Source organism: Streptococcus sp. 714 (genome assembly GCF_013277115.1).
In the GTDB taxonomy this organism is placed as follows: Bacteria; Bacillota; Bacilli; order Lactobacillales; family Streptococcaceae; genus Streptococcus.
This window is the reverse complement of sequence record NZ_VMMH01000010.1, coordinates 132,054-147,872: the sequence shown is the minus strand read 5'-3', so window position 1 is coordinate 147,872 and position 15,819 is coordinate 132,054. Positions and strand designations below refer to the sequence as shown.

Here is a 15,819-nt window from a genome sequence, read left to right as displayed (position 1 = left end):
AGTATGGAAGTAATACAATTATTGGCTATGTTTCGTGGAACAATTCCAAAAGATAGGGAGAAAATGGACCTATTTCTTCGTTATCAAGCGCAACATTTTGATGAGAAATGGCAGGATTTGGTAGAGAATTTTTTGACTGAAGAGGGCAAGATAGAAGAGATTCCTCATGTCTACTCGTTTTATCAAGATATTGTTTCTTTTCTAGAGGCCAGTTCTGAAAATAATGAACAAGATTTAGAAACTTACACAAGAAATTTTGGACAAGCAGGTCTAAGTAAATTATCTCAATTAAGTAATTTTGAGAAAAACTTGGTGCTAGAAGTCGCATCCTATAATCTTTCCACTCGATTTTATATCCAATCTGAAAAAGAGAAGTTAGAACAATTAAGTGAGCTTGTATTTCATCAGAATCAGGATGTCAATTTAGTCAATGTCTATCGGGTTGCGAATAATCTATCTGACCGCATTAGTAGAGATATAGAGGAGTTTCTTCTAATGGTTGATTCCAAAGAACTAAAAAAAGAGGTTCTTGAGAATCATTTTGAAGAAAAAGAAGGAGATGTTCTAGCCTATTTGGGTTCAGAATTGATGGCTACTTTAGATACTGTTACGGATTTTGTCCATCATGAAGAAAACTACAAACAACTACCACTGACACAAAAGCTGAAGATTATTACTCATTTTGATGATGTAAAAGCTAGAAGAGAAAAGTCTAATCAAGTAGAGGAATCTTTATCTCCTTCAAGTGATATTGAACAGGAAACGGAAGAAACGAACTCTTTTTCTAAAGTAGATAAAATTGTAGAAGAAGCTTTGAGGGAATATCCAATCGGTTCACAAGTAAGTTATAAAGGACAAGTATTTCAGTTGGTTTCGATTGAAAATGCACAGTTAAATGACTTAGTTCGCCTAGAGCTATTCAATGATTCCAACCAGTTATTTGAAGAGAATCCTATCTTATACTTGAACAGTTTGGAAGAGATTGAACAAGTATTGTCTCATGTAGAACTTGAAAAAGAAGATTCAGAGATTGAGATGGAATCACCAAGTGAAAGCCAGGAAATAGATCTGTTTTCCTATCTGGAAGAGGATAATGAAAAGGATAATGAAAAGGAAAAGGATAAGGAAACAGAAACGCTTATTTCAGATATAGAAGAGACGGATGTCCCCGTTCAAGATTTTGTTTTTCCAGATGATTTAGAGGACTTTTATCCTAAGACAAATCGAGAAAAAATTGAAACGAATATCGCCGCAATTGAACTTGTTAAAAGATTAGAAAAAAAGGGACGACAAGCGAATCCAAAAGAACAAGAGCTACTAGCCAAGTATGTTGGATGGGGTGGTCTTGCCAATGAATTTTTCGATGAACTCAATCCAAAGTATGAAACAGAACGTTTAACTCTTAAGAGTTTAGTAAGTAAATCAGAATACTCCGCTATGAAACAAAGTTCTCTCACAGCCTATTATACAGACCCAATGATTATTCGCCAGATTTGGCAAAAGTTACTGGATGATGGTTTTGAGGGAGGAAGGATATTAGATCCTTCTATGGGGACTGGGAACTTCTTTGCGGCTATGCCTAGAAGTATACGAGATAAATCAGAACTCTATGGGGTTGAATTAGACAGTGTGACAGGCGCAATCGCAAAACAACTCCACCCCAATACCCATATTGAAGTGCGAGGATTTGAAGAAGTTCCCTATCAAAATAATAGTTTTGATTTAGTATTAACGAATGTTCCATTTGGAAATTTTCGGATTGCCGATAAAAACTATGATAAACCTTATATGATTCATGATTACTTTGTCAAACACTCACTTGATTTAGTAAGAGATGGAGGACAAGTTTCGATTATCTCTTCTATTGGCACAATGGATAAGCGGACAGATAATGTCTTACAAGAGATTGAATCCTACACTCATTTTTTAGGGGGGGTCGGTTGCCAGATACGGCTTTTAAAAGCATTGCAGGTACTCGAGTGACCACAGACCTCCTCTTCTTTCAAAAGGATCAAGCAAAGAATCTTAATGAGGAGGAACTTGTCTTTAGTGGCTCTATTTCTTTTGAAGAGGATAAGCGTGTCTGGATCAATCCTTATTTTGATGGGAAATACAATACACAAGTTTTGGGTGAATATGAGGTACGTAATTTTAATGGAGGAACCCTCAATGTTAAGGGGGTATCAGAAACATTAGCTACTGACATAATGAAAGCATTCGAGAATGTGGAAGCACCTAAACAAATTGACAATTCTTTGAAAGCACCTGTTTTTATCCAAGAAGAAGTAGATCATTCTATTCCAAGTCGTATACGTGAGGACTTAGCGCTCTATTCTTTTGGATATGAGGGAAATCAAATTTATTACCGAGATACGCATGGCATTCGGAAAAGTTCAAAAGTAGACGAAATTAGTTATTATGTAGATGAGAAGGGAGAGTTTAAAGCCTGGGACAGTTCTTTGTCTGAACATAAAATAGATCGGTTCGTGCAACTTCATTTGACAGATGAGGAAGCACTAGATGTATACAAGTCAGAAGAAGCGAGTAAAAGAGGGAAATATAAGGGCTTGTTCAAAAAAACTGTCTTTTATGAAAGTCCCTTATCGGATAAGGATATTAGTCGTATTAAGGGCATGGTTGATTTGAGAGAGACCTATCAATCCTTAATTGAAATTCAACGCCATCCAGATTATAGTCGGACAGATTTTCAGGTATTACTTAGTAAACTCAATCGTGACTATGACCGCTTTGTAAGTCAATTTGGATACTTGAATGCCTCAGTCAATCGGAACTTATTTGATAGTGACGATAAGTATTCTTTACTAGCAAGTTTAGAAGATGAATACATTGATTCTAAAGATCAGAAAGTAAAATATAAAAAATCTTTAGCCTTTGAGAAAGCATTGGTTAGGCCAGAGAGAGTGATTACAAGAGTTTCAACGGCTTTAGATGCCTTAAACTCTAGTTTATCGGATGGTAGAGGGGTTGATTTAGACTATATGGTATCAATTTATCCCGAACATAGCCAAGCTGCTATTTTAGATGAGTTAGGTGACCAGATTTTAATAGATCCAGAAAGCTATTTAAGAGGGGAAAGAAAATATCTTTCTAAGAACCAGTTTTTATCAGGAGACATTCTCAACAAGATAGAAGTAGTTCAACTATTAGTGGAGGAAAACAACCAAGAATATGATTGGAATCACGCTTTAGATTTGTTAGAATCTGTTCGCCCTCCAAGGATTCATCTGGCAGATATTGAGTTTAAAATAGGGTCACGTTGGATTCCTCAATCCGTTTATGGTAAATTTGCTTTTGAATGTTTTACCAATCGTGAATTTGAATTGTCTTCGCCTGATGTTGACCAAGTCATTGAAGTGAATCCTGTCGATGGCCAGGTTCATTTAAGGACATCATTTGCTTATCGCTATCCAAGTGCCAAAGATAGTAGTCTTGGAGTCAGTGGGTCACGTTATGATACAGGAAGAAAGATTTTTGAGAATTTACTAAATTCGAACCAACCGACGATTACCATAACTGTTACGGAAGGAGAAAAGAAAAAGACCATCACAGATTTGGAAAAAACCTCTGTTCTAAGAGCAAAAGAGCAGCATTTACAAGAGCTCTTTCAAGAATTTGTCTCACAGTATCCAGAAGTCCAACAAGTCATTGAGGAAAGCTATAATCGTCTTTATAATCGAACGGTTAGTCGAGAGTATGACGGTAGCCATCTAGTCATTGATGGCTTGGCACAAAACATCAGTCTTCGTCCTCATCAAGAGAATGCCATTCAAAGAATTGTAGAAGAAAAAAGAGCCTTGTTAGCTCATGAGGTAGGTTCAGGAAAGACCTTGACCATGCTTGGTGCTGGGTTTAAATTAAAGGAGTTGGGGATGGTTCATAAGCCCTTGTATGTAGTACCTTCTAGTTTGTCTCCTCAATTTGGCCAAGAAATCATGAAATTTTTCCCTACTAAAAAGGTCTTTGTGACCACTAAGAAAGATTTTGTGAAGGCGAGAAGAAAACAATTTGTGTCACGTATTATTACAGGAGATTACGATGCCATTGTCATTGGGGATTCTCAATTTGAAAAAATCCCTGTCAGTAAGGAAAGACAGATGAACTATATTGAGGATAAACTCAATGAACTACGAGAGATTAAAACACATTCTGAAAATAAGTATACTGTTAAAGAAGCAGAACAATCAATAAGTGGTCTAGAGAAACAATTGGAAGAACTCCAACGTTTCAATCGTGATAGTTTTATTGATTTTGAGAACTTAGGAATTGATTTTCTCTTTGTGGATGAAGCACATCACTTTAAAAATATTCGTCCAATTACTGGACTTGGGAATGTAGCAGGGATTACCAATACAACCTCTAAGAAGAACGTAGATATGGAAATGAAGGTTCGACAGATTCAGGAAGAACATGATTTTAAAAATATTGTCTTTGCGACAGGAACACCTGTTTCCAATTCTATTAGTGAGTTGTATACTATGATGAACTACATTCAACCGGATATCTTAAAACGCTATCAAGTTGATTATTTTGACTCTTGGGTAGGTGCTTTTGGAGAAATTCAAAATTCTATGGAATTAGCTCCTACAGGGGATAAGTACCAACCTAAGAAACGATTTAAAAAGTTTGTCAATCTTCCTGAGTTGATGAAAATCTATAAAGAAACAGCCGACATTCAAACACAAGATATGTTGGATTTACCTGTTCCAGAAGCTCATATTATCCCAATTGAGAGTGAGTTAACTGAAAACCAGAAACTCTATTTAGAAGAATTGGTTATGAGGTCAGATATGGTCAAATGTGGAACAGTTGATCCGAGCCAGGATAACATGTTAAAGATAACAGGTGAGGCACGGAAACTAGCTATTGATATGCGTTTGTTGGACTCTAGTTATAGTCTAGCAGACAATCATAAACTGCTTCAGGTAGTGGATAATGTTGAAAGAATTTATCGTGAGGGAATGGAAAATAAGGCTACTCAGATGATTTTTTCAGATATTGGAACACCTAAGAAAAAGGATAATGGCTTTGATGTTTATTCTGAGATTAAGGCTTTATTAGTTGATAGGGGAATCCCTAGTAAGGAAATTGCCTTTGTACATGATGCCAATAGTGATGAAAAGAAGAATAGTTTGTCTCGAAAGGTTAATGCAGGAGAGGTGCGGATTCTCCTTGCCTCAACTGAAAAAGGAGGAACAGGTTTAAATGTTCAGAGCAAGATGAAAGCAGTTCATCACCTGGATGTTCCGTGGAGACCAAGTGACATCCAGCAACGCAATGGACGTATTATCCGACAGGGAAATGAAAACAAGGAAGTGGATATTTACCACTATATTACCAAAGGTTCGTTTGATAATTATCTATGGGCAACTCAGGAGAACAAACTACGTTATATTAAGCAGATTATGACTTCTAAGGAGCCAATTCGTGCTGCAGAAGACATTGATGAGCAGACCATGACAGCTTCTGATTTTAAGGCACTAGCAACAGGTAATCCTTATCTCAAATATAAGATGGAACTAGAGAATGATCTAACTCTATTAGAAAATCAGAGACGCGCCTTTCAACGCAGCAAGGATCACTATCGTCATACAATCTCTTACTGTGAAGAAAATATACCCATTCTAGAGAAACGATTAAGCAAGTATGAAGTCGACATTCAACAGTCTGAAATATCGAAAGACCAGGCATTTTCTATGACAGTAGGCAAGAAAGTTTTTGAGCAAGGAGCTGAAGCAGGGGAATCCCTACACCGTCTTATCCGTCATAATCAAGCTGACAGCAAAGAATTCCGAACCCTAGCAAGTTACCGAGGATTTGACATTAAAATGCTTAGTCTTCCAACAAATCAACCTCTTCCTGAAACCTTCTCTGTTAAGATTGTAGGAGAAAATCAGTATTCTGTCAGTTTAGATTTGTATTCTCCTTTGGGGACCATTCAAAGGCTTCAGCATACGATTGATCACATTAAAGAGGACCAAGTGAAAACTCAGAACTTATTGGATGAATTAAAGGATAAATGGAATACTGCTAAGGTAGAAATTGAGAAAAATTTTCCAAAGGAAGAGGATTATCAAACTAAAAAGGCCGAATACGATGTACTCGCGCCATTGATTGAAACAGAAACGGATTTAGATATTATTGATCAGGCCTTAAGACAATTCCACGAAAAAGGAAACGAAAAGCAAGAACAACTTTTTTTTGAATTGGATTAAAAAAATAGATATAAATAGCGGACAAGAAAAGAAAAGCGCGGTAAAATAAAGATAGAAAGAAACGAGGTAACGATTATGATGGAAGATACCTATTATCAATTAGAAGAGGCTTTGGTACAGGGATTTCAAACCCCTGAAGAATACCAAGCATACAAGGAGTTAAAGGAACATTATGAGGAAGTGACAGGGGATTACAGCTTTTCTAAACGAGAACTCACTAGTCAATTGGAAATCGCTCTTCAAAATCATCGAGGTGTGGACTTTGAAGAATATGAAAAAGAGGAGTATTTGGACTTAGTTCAAAAATTAGAAGAGTTTGATTCCTCTCTTGCCACCCATTATCGTCAATTGATTGACTAGAAAGGAGAAAGTCATGAATGATTTACTCCTTATCCCAGTAATTTTTTTAGCAGTAGGAGGAATTCTCATTCTTTTATGGAGACTCTTTCTTATTGCCAGTGGACTTTTCCTGATTGGTTTTGTCAGTTTTCTTATTTTCGTGGAGGGCTATGGAATTTATCTGTTCTTTACTGAACCGACCCTTTATATGGAAGATTTATCCCAGAATGGTCTGATCAGTTTTACAGTATTTTATGTAACTTTTAATCTAGCCTTTCTTGTCTTTGGTATTTTAAAAATTATCAGTTGGAAAAGAGAGTAAAAAAACAGTTGAACAAAATTGTTCAGCTGTTTTTTATATAGGGGCTAAATTACAGAATTGTAATTATAAGGCGATGATAATGATGATTTCAAGTAAAATCATTATGAATCTTCTTTTGGGAATATTCATGTGAAACCTCCTTTAATAAATTAATAAAAACTTTAATTATTATGGTATAATCTAGTCATATTTTATCACATGGATAGATTTTATTTGAGATTTGTCCCATATTTGCTCATGGAGGTATAGGATGTTAAAAAAATTTGGAGAAATATATAAATTATTTAGAGAATCAAGAAAAATTACTCTTAGAGAGATTGAGCACAAAGGAATATCACGTTCACAGCTGTCTAGGTTTGAAAAGGGGGAGACAGATTTAACGATAACAAAATTTTTGTTGGCTCTTGAACAGATAAATGTTCCCATCGAGGAATTTATGTTTGCAGCTAATGATTTTAAAAGAGATCACTTTTATCAACTTATAGATGAAGTTAAGCAGTGTTTCCTTAAGAGAAACGTGGCTAAATTACATAAAATGTTGATTAAACTCATGGAAAATGATGATTTATCTATTTTTTCAACAATCGAAATTATTTTTTTAAAAATAAAATTACAAGAACTTTCTAACGAAGAATATTTCAGCGATACGGATATAAACAGAATAACCGATTACTTATTTAGTGTTGATTATTGGGGAATGTTTGAAATTTTATTATTTGGAAATATCATGTATATTTTCAATCATGAAACATTTCTATTATTATCTAAAGAGATGTTACATAGAACTGAGTTTTATCATGACATACCTAGTTATAGAAGAGTAATCGCTAGTATGGCTCTAAATGCTTTTATCATTTGTATTGAAAGAGATTATCTAACGGATGCAAAATATTTTGAAAAACAAATTTCGCATTTTTATTTTGATGAATCCGAAATTTATGAACGGTTGATTTTTACATATGCACGCTCTTTCTATGAATTTAAAAAAGAACAGACAACAAAATCAATCCTAAAAATGAGAAAAGTAATTGGATTTATGCGCGCAGCAGAATGTGAGAAACTTGCAGAAAGATATGAGGAGCATTTAATTAAAATATTAGCACCTTTATCAGATGATAAATGAAAGTGCAGATTTGGGACAAAATAGAATTAGATTTATAAAGTGATAAACTATGCTCGTAAGCTTACAAATTCAATTTGAAGTAAGGGAGGGATAGTAATGGCTAGTTTAGAGAAACATGAACTAACAGCAATCGATTTATCGGTAGAAAAAATTGATTGCGAAAAGATTAAGTTATACAAATCATTGTCTAAGTCACACGGGCATTAATGAGCTTTATATTGATTAGCGATGATATTTGTAAGGTGAAATGAGAGAATTTTAATTCCCATATATAAATATAGGTGTTATTAAAATTCTCTTAATTTTTATTTAATTAAGAAACTTGGTGCATTTTATGAATGAGAGAACTTGGTTAGAAGTTTTTAATCGTTTCTATTTAACAAAAGATTTATCGTTAAATAATGCAATAAAACCTATCTACGTAGGTTATAAAATTATTGAGAGATGTAATCAACGTTGTGTTCACTGTTGGGCTGGAAAAAATGAGGGGGTGATACCGTCATTAAATGACGTTATATCTGCACTTGATAAACTTAAACAACTTCAACCTCTTCATTTAACCATAACAGGAGGAGAACCTTTAGTACATGAAGATTGGTTTTCAATAGTTCAATATGCAAAAAATAATTTTCCAATTGTTGAGTTATTCACAAATGCTGTTTTATTTACAGAAGAATCTGTGAATAGACTATCCAAAATTTTTGATAAAAATGATTATGTTCAAGTGAGTTTGGACGGTTTAGAAAAGAGTTACATGAAACAGAGAGGTGTTGATGATTTCAAGCATGTGGTGGAAAATATCCAATTACTTGTGACTTATGGCATTAATGTTCGAGTTAATATGACTATTACTCATCTAAATGTTAAGGATATGTTAGGAGTATATGAATTGTTGAGAGATATCGGAATAGCTTCGTTTTCTATATCTCCAGTTTATCCGTTAAGAAGAGGGAAGAACTTAATTCCGTTAGTTGATTACGATGACTACCTTGTAAATTCTGAAAAGATAAAAAAACTGCATTCTGGAACTAAAGAAACAATGCATCTTGAAATAATTTATCCAATAGAAATTCAATCGAGAGAAGCTAGAAGATTGAAGAATTCTAAAGATATTTCTCGTTTTAATTTAGATTTATTGCATTGGACAATAGATGCAAAGGGGGATATATTCCATTTTATGGATCATTTTCCTATAAAAGAACTAAAGATAGGGAATATATATTCTAACACGACTGACGAGTTATTATCAAAGGATTTTCAGATTCAATCCTCTATTATGTTTCATAGTTCTGCGGGAACAAAATGTTCACAGTGTACCTTGAATGATTATTGCACGGGATTTGGGTATCTTAATTCCTACCCTGAGATTGCTTCAGATTTTAGGAGGTGTAGCTTTGAAATCTGAAAATTTGATAGAAATATGTAAAAAAATAGAGTCAAGTTTTGACTTGCCATTTTATATCTATTCTAAGATAAGTTCTCAAAATAATGAAAAAGTAATTGCGCCTTTGAAGATTGGCCTGAAAATAACTAATGAATGTCATTTCAGATGTCCCTATTGTTTTGTAAGTAAGAATTCGGAATATTTAAGTTATCAGAATTTGAAAACTGTTTTATCCAAATTACCTCAATATCCATACGAAGTTTATTTGACTGGGGGAGAAGCAACTCTTCATCCGAAATTTGATAAAATTGTTGATTATATTGATAGTTTAGGTATTTTGATTAAACTACATACGACAGGTGTAGTTCCTCTTATTACAGAAAAATATATATTAAATAATATTGAAAAATTTTCATCGATTCAAATTAGTTTAGACTCAATAAAGAATTTTAATAAATTGAGACCAAATCTAATTGATGAAGATCCTTTAATTAAAATTGTGAATTTTTGTAAAAAATTACAACAAAATAAATTTGAAAATATCATAGTTAACATTGTAATAAGTTCTTTAAATATAATGGAGCTTCCAGAAATTTTTGATTTCTGTTTATCTAATAAATTGAAATATATTCAATTATCATCAATATTCACTACGAGTAAACGATTGTTAACTAATGATCTTGATTATTTTCTTTATTATGAAGAATTATTAACTACTTATCGAGAACAAGGAATAATTTTTAGAACAGCTCCGTTTTGTCATCCGTGGTCTTTGGCTATTCAAAAAGGTTATGATTACCATTCCCCTCTATATTGTCCGGCACAAAAAACAGAGTTTGAGATAGATATGAATGGTGATGTTTATCCCTGTCCGTTTTTGCACGATGAAAAACATAAAATGGGGAATTTACTGAATAATACCTTTGATGAAGTATGGTATTCTGGAGTAGAAGAATTAAACCATACAAATTGGAGTAAAAATACTAAATGTAAATCCTGCTCACTATATAAATTTTGTGGCGGAGGTTGTTATGCTCTGGCGAGTGTGTCTAATAAAGATTATGATATGAGGTGTAGTTTACATGCATATAAATAATAAAGTGTGGTTTATTCGTTTTGAACCTAATTTTCAAGGAGATAAAAAGACTATACTATATAATAAATTTAGTGGCGAACTATATGAAGTGTCTGAAATCTATTTTCATTTTTTAGAAAGTATAAGAAATAGGGAAAGTTGTCAAGATGCTTTAAAGAAACGATATAATACTGAAAATATAGATCTTGAAAAAATAATTGAACAAATTAAAGGCAATCTTTTAAATATAGGGGTTATCTTAAATGACTAACATAATATTTTCACAAGTTCAAAAGAGTTTTCACAAGAAGTTGATGTTAGACATTCCTGATTTTCAGGCAGATTCAGGTGAAATCATCTCCATTGTTGGTGGCAATGGTGCTGGCAAGTCAACTTTCATCAAACTTCTTGCAGGGATTTTCTTGCAGGATAAGGGAGAGGTTCGTGTGCATGGCGTTTCTAATCGTTCTAAGAAAATCAATTCGCTGGTCAAGTTTGTCTTGGAGAGCGGGCAGGGTTTGTACAGTTATTTAACTGCTATGGAAAATCTCCAGTATTTTATAGGCTTAAATGGGATTGCCTTGTCTCATATCAAAGCACAAGTGGATGCTTTGTGTGATCAGCTGGCTTTTACACCTTACAAAGACACGCTGGTTTCGGAACTGTCCCAGGGCAATCGTCAGAAATTAACCTTAATCTTAGCCTTGGTGCAAAAACCGAAAGTACTCTGTTTGGATGAGCCAACCAATGGGTTAGATTTACTGGCCAAAAAACAGCTAATGACTCTTTTGCAGGATTATGCTCGTCACCATCAAGCTAGTGTTTTCATCACCAGTCATGACGCTAGTTTTATCGAGAAAATCAGTACTCGGGTGGTGCTGATTCAGGAGGGGCAGATATATCGTGACGGAACCTTCGAGGAAATTTTTGGCACTGTCCACCAGCATGAAGTCTATCACTTGCTTCTGGCTAAGAGTGCAGAAAGCGTGCTGAGACAAAGCTTTCTTGAGTTGGACTACAAGGTGCTTGAGGATGGGATTTCGATAGAGACCAGAAATCCAGACTTTTATCGGCGATTGCTAGAAGAAACGGAAGTCTTGCAGTTTAACCGAGAACATGCCTCTTTGGAAGATTTGCTTTATGAGGTGCTCAAATGATGCTAGCAGCGATTGGGCGGGAGTTTAGCCGCCAACTCAGCGAATACAAACAGTTCAAAGTCAATCTTCTCTTTGCTAATCTGGGAATTTTCTTTTTGGTTACGGGTTTTCTGACCTATTTTGATAGCCAGCAAGATACTTTTGAGTTATTTATCTTGCTGTTTACTTGGTATTTTTCTAGCCATAGTATCACCCATCCGACCTATTTTATCGAGGACGAGATTGTAGACCGCACCATTATCAACGTGATTCAGAGTCGGCGGAGCATCTTTGGCATGCTTTTTATCAAAATTATCGTGCAGATTTTGTTGGACTTGGTCAAGTCCATTCCTTTGTTTTGCTTGGTTGCCTTGGTTCAGCAGATTACCTTTCCTGCTGACTGGATTGATACAGTTGTTCCCTTTCTTCTATCCTTTGTGGTCATTGCCTCCCTTTATGGTCTGGGTTTTCTCTTTGCCAGTTTCTCCTTTGTCTTTACAAAAATTTCCAGTATTACCAGCCTCCTTGCTTACGGGATTCTCTTTTTGGTTGGTTTTCAGGAGCCATCGAGTCATTTGATGGTTACTTTATCTCGTTGTTTGCCTTTCCATCTTTTGGTGAGTTTTATCCGTCAGCCAAGTTGGTTCCTTATTTTACTATCACTGGGCTACGGTTTGTTTTACTGGCTCTTGGGCTACTTGTGCTTTCAAACTTGTTTGTACTATGGTAAAAAGAAGGGAAGTTTGTTCCATGTATAATGAAGTGAAGCGATTTTATCTCTTTCGCAGGAGACGCTGGGCGGATACCCTGTTTGACACCCTCTACCACATCATTTTCATTCTTGGTTTTTATAGCCTTTTGAGAGGAAATCCAGACTTTCAGCTGTCTTATTTTTATTACTATTTCATCTTGACTCATGTGGTTTACTTGGGAAATGAGGAGTTGGAGTACGAGATTCGGTCGGGGCAATCTATTGTCACCCGGTATGCTTTGCAATCAGTGTATAGAATTTACCTGCAACGAGCAGTGGTTTACTTTGTTTGGTTGTCTTTGATTTTCTGGATTACCCTACTGCTGATTCATCAGGATTTACTACCCCACTTTTCTTTGAAGGTCATCAGTTTCCAAGGACCGCTTGTGGTATTGATTGCTTTCCTGATTTTCCTCGGCTATTATCTTGTCATGATTCGACTGACTATCCGCTTTCAACGAATTTCAGTCTTGGTAGATTTTCTAAACACCGTGCTCTTATTCTACTCAGGGCTCGTATTTCCAGTGGTGAGTTTTGGGAATTTGAAGAAATTATTTGATTGGCTTATAAGAAATTAAGGATTCTTTTTTAAAGCAGAGTCCTTTTTCTATTGTGATACTTTTTTCAAGATTTATCTGTTATTCTTGACCTAGTTTTTATAGAAAGAAGGTCTAAGATGTTAAATAAAGTCAAAACTAAAGCCTTAATTAGTGTTGGAGCAGTAGCCGCAACTAGCTTTATTCTCATGATGGGATATACTGCTGGTCAACACTCAACTGCTAAACAAAGTCGCAAAGAGATTGAATTGGCTGCAGCTAAACTTGTAGAGGATAAACAAGCAGAAGATAAAGCCAGCATTTTGTCATCGGATACTGTAAAAGAATTTTTGACTCAGTACTATACGAAAGAAAAACTAGGGGAAAATAATACACGCATTCAACCTTATATGACTGAATCGGCTTATTCTCAAGAATTGTCAAGTCAAAATGATGCCATGAACCAAGTATATAAGGATTATATTTTGGATTATCATTTTGAAAAAGCTGATATCTTTGTCAATCAGACTACGAATCAAGCTATTGCCATGGTCTCTTATAATGTAACCTATGTATCTGATTTAAAGAATGCCAACCAATCAAAGACTAATCAGACAGAAACAAGAACAGTTAAGTTGTCTTATTCGAAACTACCAGGTAAGTTATTGGTCAATCAAGTACAGGTTTGGAAATCTGGGTTAGATGATTTAGATAAGGCAACTCCCAAAACTTTAGAAGAATCATCATCAATACCATCACTGCCAAACACTACGACAAAATGATGATATTGCATGGAAATAGAAGAATGTAAGCAAATTTCAATTCTTGATGTAGCCAATCGTTTAGGTATCCCCTTTAAACAAGTTTCTAGCAGTGTCTATGAACATCCTGAACACGATTCATTCCGGATTTTTTCTAATACCAATACTTTTAAATGGTTTTCAAGGGATATTCAAGGTGATGTCATTGATTTTGTTCGACTTGTTAAAGGAATTTCCTTTAAAGAAGCTCTAGCTTTTCTTTCTCAAGAACCTTTTCCAAAAGAAGCTGTTCAAGAAAAAAGAGAGAGACCATTTTATTATCCTTTAAAGAGAATAGAAGATTCTAACTGTAGTTTGGCCAGATATTACTTAACAGAATGTAGAGGAATTTCAGAAGAAATCATACAAAAGATGATTCAACAAGGTTTGATGGCACAAGCTAGTTGGAAAACAAATGAAACAGTTGAACCTGTTATTGTTTTTAAAAGTTTTGATCATCGTTACAAACTGCAGGCAGCAAGCTTACAAGGGATTTATAAGAAGCATTCTCTTCCAAGAGAGAGGTTGAAAACGATTCTAAAAGGAAGCCATGGGCATGTTGGAATATCCTTTGATATTGGTCACCCCAATAGACTAGTCTTTTGTGAATCGTTCATCGACTTAATGAGCTATTACGAGCTGCATCAACAAAGTCTAACTGATGTTCGTTTGGTATCTATGGAGGGATTAAAAAGGTCTGTTGTTGCTTATCAAACTTTACGACTAATAGCTGAAGAAAATCAGAAATTGGAATTTTTAGATACAGTAATACCTTCAAAGTTATTGCCTTTAATCAATACGATTCGTGATACCACAAGCTATTTTGATAATCATCCTGATTTATTGACACTGGCAGTAGATTGTGATGATGCGGGTAAAGATTTTTCTGATAAGTTATCTCAATCAGGATTTCCTGTTTTACTGGATTTGCCTGATAATGAATCTGGGAAAGAAAAAAGAGACTGGAACGATATTCTTCGAGAAAAGAAATCAGATTTACAATTGATGTTCGAGAATGCAAAAGAGACATTGAGGAATCAACCAGTAAGACAAACCTCTCAATGTTTAGAATTGTGATAACAAAATCAAGATGTTTTAGCTAATATTAGAATGAAGGAGGATAGTATATGACCATTATTGAACGCTTAGAAGAAAAGGTCACTAGGCAAGAAAGTAAGGTAGCAAGAGAGACAGAAAAACTCGCTGCTTATAAAGAGCAACTAGAGACAGCGATGTTTGCGACGTTCAAAAGGCGTCAAATCATTAGTCACATGAGTTTTGAAGAAGCTCTTGACCATGCCTTTGGTAAAGAAAGACAATTCGATGATTCTGAATTTAGAAAGGATGAAATGAGTGAATGACAAAAGATTGGAATTTTAATCAACCATTAAAGAGTAAATCAGAAAATCAAGAAGATCCAGATAAAATTGCGGCCTTATTTGGAAATCATCAAGGAGGTAATGATGTAAATTATGAAGCAGCTTTTCAAAAGCGAAAACAAGCACCTGTGACGGAATCAAATCCTAGTTCTAAACCCAAAGTTACAGAGGTTAGAACAGGAAAAGAGACAGATATCACTACAAGTTATCAGCAACATCTTAAAAGGCTGATTGCGGATAACAATAGTGATATTGAAAGTAGTCAAAAGAAAATTGAAGAGCTACATACGTTGATTGACACAAAGAATAAAGATAATAGGAAATTGCAGTCAATTTATGATGCGATTTCCGAATTACACTAAGCAGTCCTAATAGGCTGCTTTTTTTGAGAGGTTATAGATGTTTACAACATTTTTTAAGAAAAAACAAGACAATAGTGATGTATTTAAGCAACTAATTCATCGACTATCTGATATGTCTGTCCAAGATCTTGAAAAAATAGACCGACTGCTAGATATCATTTTCACTCCAGATCAAGGATCAGAACAACTAAAAACAGAATCAACTTATAGAGAAGAAACTTTGGACGACACATTAAAGGAAGCAAAGAATCAACTTCATAAGGAACAATTGGAAAAGAATTTAGAGAGATTTAGGAAAAATAGCCAATAATGCACCAAAAATGGTGCATTTACTTTTTCTAAATGTTATAATGGTGGTATAAAAATAAAAGGAGTTTGC

14 protein-coding genes and 1 pseudogene are annotated in these 15,819 nt (G+C 34.7%); all 15 read left to right on the top strand.

Annotation, left to right across the window (positions count from 1 at the left end; all coding sequences use genetic code 11):
* The first annotated feature begins 3 nt into the window (after nucleotides 1-3).
* The 15 genes and pseudogenes from HT718_RS04980 to HT718_RS04910 all read left to right on the top strand — a co-directional run bounded on the left by HT718_RS04980 (nucleotide 4) and on the right by HT718_RS04910 (nucleotide 15,750).
* Nucleotides 4-6,233: pseudogene (locus tag HT718_RS04980) on the top strand (SNF2-related protein).
* Between the two features lie 75 nt (nucleotides 6,234-6,308).
* Nucleotides 6,309-6,593: a DUF5962 family protein gene (locus HT718_RS04975; protein WP_000969641.1), complete on the top strand. Its 285-nt coding sequence runs from the start codon at nucleotides 6,309-6,311 to the stop codon at nucleotides 6,591-6,593.
* A complete protein-coding gene (locus HT718_RS04970; protein ID WP_173267663.1) occupies nucleotides 6,586-6,894 on the top strand; it encodes a DUF5966 family protein in 309 nt (102 codons plus the stop codon). Before HT718_RS04975 ends, HT718_RS04970 begins: the two co-directional genes overlap by 8 nt.
* A gap of 250 nt (nucleotides 6,895-7,144) precedes the next feature.
* On the top strand, nucleotides 7,145-8,017 hold the full coding sequence (locus HT718_RS04965) for an Rgg/GadR/MutR family transcriptional regulator (RefSeq protein WP_000913377.1): 873 nt from the start codon (nucleotides 7,145-7,147) through the stop codon (nucleotides 8,015-8,017).
* A gap of 334 nt (nucleotides 8,018-8,351) precedes the next feature.
* Nucleotides 8,352-9,422, top strand: coding sequence for a radical SAM protein (locus HT718_RS04960; RefSeq protein WP_001005773.1), 1,071 nt, complete (start codon nucleotides 8,352-8,354; stop codon nucleotides 9,420-9,422).
* Nucleotides 9,412-10,497 (top strand): radical SAM protein, encoded by a 1,086-nt coding sequence (locus HT718_RS04955; RefSeq protein WP_004247143.1) that lies wholly within the window; start codon nucleotides 9,412-9,414, stop codon nucleotides 10,495-10,497. The genes HT718_RS04960 and HT718_RS04955 overlap by 11 nt, the downstream gene beginning before the upstream one ends.
* Nucleotides 10,484-10,747, top strand: a complete 264-nt coding sequence (locus HT718_RS04950) for a hypothetical protein (protein WP_000547915.1) — start codon at nucleotides 10,484-10,486, stop codon at nucleotides 10,745-10,747. The genes HT718_RS04955 and HT718_RS04950 overlap by 14 nt, the downstream gene beginning before the upstream one ends.
* A complete protein-coding gene (locus HT718_RS04945; protein ID WP_004247145.1) occupies nucleotides 10,740-11,633 on the top strand; it encodes an ABC transporter ATP-binding protein in 894 nt (297 codons plus the stop codon). Before HT718_RS04950 ends, HT718_RS04945 begins: the two co-directional genes overlap by 8 nt.
* A complete protein-coding gene (locus tag HT718_RS04940) occupies nucleotides 11,630-12,370 on the top strand; it encodes a hypothetical protein (RefSeq protein WP_000978835.1) in 741 nt (246 codons plus the stop codon). The genes HT718_RS04945 and HT718_RS04940 overlap by 4 nt, the downstream gene beginning before the upstream one ends.
* Complete coding sequence (locus HT718_RS04935) at nucleotides 12,363-12,941, top strand: hypothetical protein (RefSeq protein WP_000282180.1); 579 nt, start codon at nucleotides 12,363-12,365, stop codon at nucleotides 12,939-12,941. The genes HT718_RS04940 and HT718_RS04935 overlap by 8 nt, the downstream gene beginning before the upstream one ends.
* Before the next feature lie 98 nt (nucleotides 12,942-13,039).
* Nucleotides 13,040-13,681, top strand: coding sequence for a hypothetical protein (locus HT718_RS04930; RefSeq protein ID WP_000933082.1), 642 nt, complete (start codon nucleotides 13,040-13,042; stop codon nucleotides 13,679-13,681).
* A gap of 9 nt (nucleotides 13,682-13,690) precedes the next feature.
* On the top strand, nucleotides 13,691-14,776 hold the full coding sequence (locus tag HT718_RS04925) for a toprim domain-containing protein (RefSeq protein WP_173267661.1): 1,086 nt from the start codon (nucleotides 13,691-13,693) through the stop codon (nucleotides 14,774-14,776).
* 50 nt (nucleotides 14,777-14,826) lie between these two features.
* On the top strand, nucleotides 14,827-15,060 hold the full coding sequence (locus tag HT718_RS04920) for a DUF5965 family protein (protein ID WP_125414990.1): 234 nt from the start codon (nucleotides 14,827-14,829) through the stop codon (nucleotides 15,058-15,060).
* Entirely contained in the window at nucleotides 15,057-15,440 is a 384-nt protein-coding gene (locus HT718_RS04915; protein ID WP_173267659.1) for a DUF5945 family protein, read from the top strand. Before HT718_RS04920 ends, HT718_RS04915 begins: the two co-directional genes overlap by 4 nt.
* 37 nt (nucleotides 15,441-15,477) lie before the next feature.
* The gene (locus HT718_RS04910; protein ID WP_002933295.1) at nucleotides 15,478-15,750 is read left to right on the top strand and encodes a hypothetical protein; all 273 of its coding nucleotides are present in this window, start codon (nucleotides 15,478-15,480) and stop codon (nucleotides 15,748-15,750) included.
* The last annotated feature ends 69 nt before the right edge of the window (nucleotides 15,751-15,819 follow it).